We start from the raw sequence: 2,784 nt of genomic DNA on the forward strand, positions 1-2,784 counted from the left end.
TGAAGCGCCGCCCGGTGTTTCTCTTCGAGAAGGTGAAAGGGACACGCTTCCCCGTCCTCACCAACCTCCACGCCAGCCGCGCGCGACTGGCGCTGGCCATCAACGCGGCGCCCGACCAGCTGCTCCCGAGCTATCTCCACGCGATGGACAAGCCCATCCCGCCGCGCGTCGTGGCCACCGGGCCCGTGAAGGAGGTCGTCCTCGAGGGCGGCCACATCAACCTCCAGGACCTGCCCCAGATCGTCCACCACGAGGGCGACGCCGGCGTCTTCCTCACCGCGGCGGTCTCATTCGCCAGGGACCCGACCGCGGAGGTCTGGAACTGCGCCTACAACCGCCTCATGCTCAAGGGGCGCGACACCACGTCGATCCACCTCACGCTCGGAAAGCACCTGTGGGAGTTCCACCGGATCGCGGAGTCGCGTGATGAGCCGCTGCCGGTGGCCTTCGCCATCGGCGTCCACCCGGCCATCGCGCTGGGGGCGCTGGCCATCGGTTCGGTGGACGAGGACGAGCGCGCCATCATCGGCGGGCTCTTCGGCGAGCCGCTCGAGCTGGTCCGCTGCGAGACCTCCGGCGTGCTCGTGCCCGCGCACGCCGAGATGGTGATCGAGGCGGAGATCCTGCCCCACCAGCGCACCGCCGAGGGGCCCTTCGGCGAGTTCACCGGCTACAGCCTGGGGGAGCGCCAGCGCGAGGTCGTCAAGGTCAAGGCGATCACGCACCGGCGCGACGCGATCTTCCAGGACATCACCGTGGCCCACCTCGATCACCTGCTGCTCTCGACGATCCCCATCGAGGCCAACCTCTACCGCGCGGTCCGGGCGATGGTGCCCACGGTCAAGGCGGTGCGCGTGCCGGCGCCGTTTACGTGCTACGTCGCGCTGGAGCAGCGCATCCCCGGCCAGGCCAAGAACGCGATCCTGGCGGTGCTGGGCGCCGATCTCTACATGAAACGCGTGGTGGTGGTCGATCACGACGTGGACGTCTTCGACGACCGGCAGGTGAACTGGGCGATCGCGACGCGCTGCCAGCCCGATCGCGACATCACGATCGTCACCCACGCGCGCGGTTCCGACCTCGACCCCTCGACCAAGGAGGACGGCTACACCGCGAAGTGGGGCGTGGACGCGACGGCCAAGCCGTCGCTCGGCGCCTACACGCCGCGCCACCGGGTGCCGCCCGAGGTCTGGGAGCGGATCGACCTCAAGCGCGACCTGCCCTAGGCATCCCGTGGCGGAGAACTTCGCCCGGCTCCTCGAAGCCGCCGCGCGCAGGTCACCCGACGCCCCCGCCCTGATGTGGGAGGGCGGCGCGCTCACCCATGCGCAGCTCGACCGGCAGGCGGGCGGCTTCGCGCGGTTCCTGGCCCACCGCGGCGTGAAGCCGGGCGACCGGATCGCGCTGGCCATCCCGAATCGCTGGCCGTTCGCCGTGGCGCTGCTGGGCGGGTTGAAGCTCGGTGCGACCGTGGTGCCGCTCGACCCGCTGCTCAGCGCCGACGAACGGCGCGCCGTCCTCGACGACCTCCGGCCGAGCGTCGTCGCCCATGAGGTCCTGGGCGACGAGGCGGACTGGGCGACCGTCGCCGAGGTGGACGCGCCCGCGCTGATCCTCTACACGTCGGGGAGCACCGGCGCGCCCAAGGGCGCGATGCTCTCCCACCGGGCGCTGGCCGTCGCGGTCGAGTCGTGGATGGGACCGGTGATGGCGCTGCGCCCCGACGACGCCGTGCTGGCGGTCCTGCCGCTCTCCCACTCGTTCGGGCTGAACGGCGCCTTGCTGGCGCCGCTCCTGGCCGGCGCCCGCGCGGTGCTCCTCGAGCGCTTCGCCCCCAAGGCGGTAGTGGCCGCGATCCACACGCATCGCATCAGCGTCTTCCCCGGCGTGGCGACGATGTTCCGTCGCGTGCTCGATTCGCCGGCGCTCACGGACGCTGCGCTCCCGGGCCTCCGGCTCTGCGTCTCCGGCGCCGCGCCCTGCCCGTGGGAGCTGGCGCGCGAGTGGCGCGAGCGCATCGGCGTGAGGATCCTGCGCGGGTACGGGATGACCGAGCTGTTCCGCCCGATCTCCTATCTCGCCGGCGAGCCGGCCGATTTCTCAGACGCCATCGGCCGGCCGGTGCCGGGCGTGGAGGTGCGCATCGTGGACGACGACGGGCGGCCGCTGCCTCCGGGCGCGGCCGGCGAGCTGCTGATCCGCACGCCGGCGGCCCTGGACGGCTACTTCGGCGCGCCCGAGGAGACGCGCGCGGTCCTGGCCGACGGATGGTTCAGGACCGGCGACCTGGCGACGGTGCGCCCCGACGGCTACGTCCGCCTCGAGGGCCGCAAGCGTGAGCGCATCTTGAGAGGCGGCTACTCGGTGTTCCCTCAGGAGATCGAAGCGGTGTTGCTGGCGCATCCGTCGGTCGCGGAGGCGGCCGTCGTGGGCGAGCCCCACGCCGAGCTGGGCGAAGAGGTCGTCGCCTTCGTCGCCCTGCGCGATGGCACGCGCGAGCAGCCCGAGGCGCTCGTCACGTTCTGCAAGCAGCGCCTGGCCGGGTTCAAGTATCCGCGGCGCGTGACCATCCTCGACCGATTGCCCCGCGCGGCGACGGGGAAGATACTCAAGTCGCGCCTGCTCGCCGGCGGAACAGCCTCCCCTGTCGCTGGTCAATGAAAATGTCATCCCTTACTGCAACGTGAAAATGTCATCCCCCCGGGGGTATCGGCGTCCGCCGGTTCTTGGCCGCGATCGCCCACGTCGCCGCGCGTCGCCACGGATGCGAAGGCGCGGGGCGCC

At 71.7% G+C, this 2,784-nt stretch carries 2 protein-coding genes; both read left to right on the forward strand.

The features are described from left to right. Window positions 1–1,226, forward strand: a 1,226-nt coding sequence (locus VGV13_01600) for a UbiD family decarboxylase (protein ID HEV8639779.1), incomplete at its 5' end; no start/stop codon positions are given. Between the two features lie 7 nt (window positions 1,227–1,233). Continuing rightward, window positions 1,234–2,661 carry an AMP-binding protein gene (locus VGV13_01605; GenBank protein ID HEV8639780.1) on the forward strand — a complete coding sequence of 476 codons (1,428 nt, stop codon included), beginning with the start codon at window positions 1,234–1,236 and terminating at the stop codon, window positions 2,659–2,661. Window positions 2,662–2,784: the final 123 nt, after the last annotated feature.

The organism is Candidatus Methylomirabilota bacterium (genome assembly GCA_036001065.1).
Taxonomy (GTDB): domain Bacteria; phylum Methylomirabilota; class Methylomirabilia; order Rokubacteriales; family CSP1-6; genus MNEF01.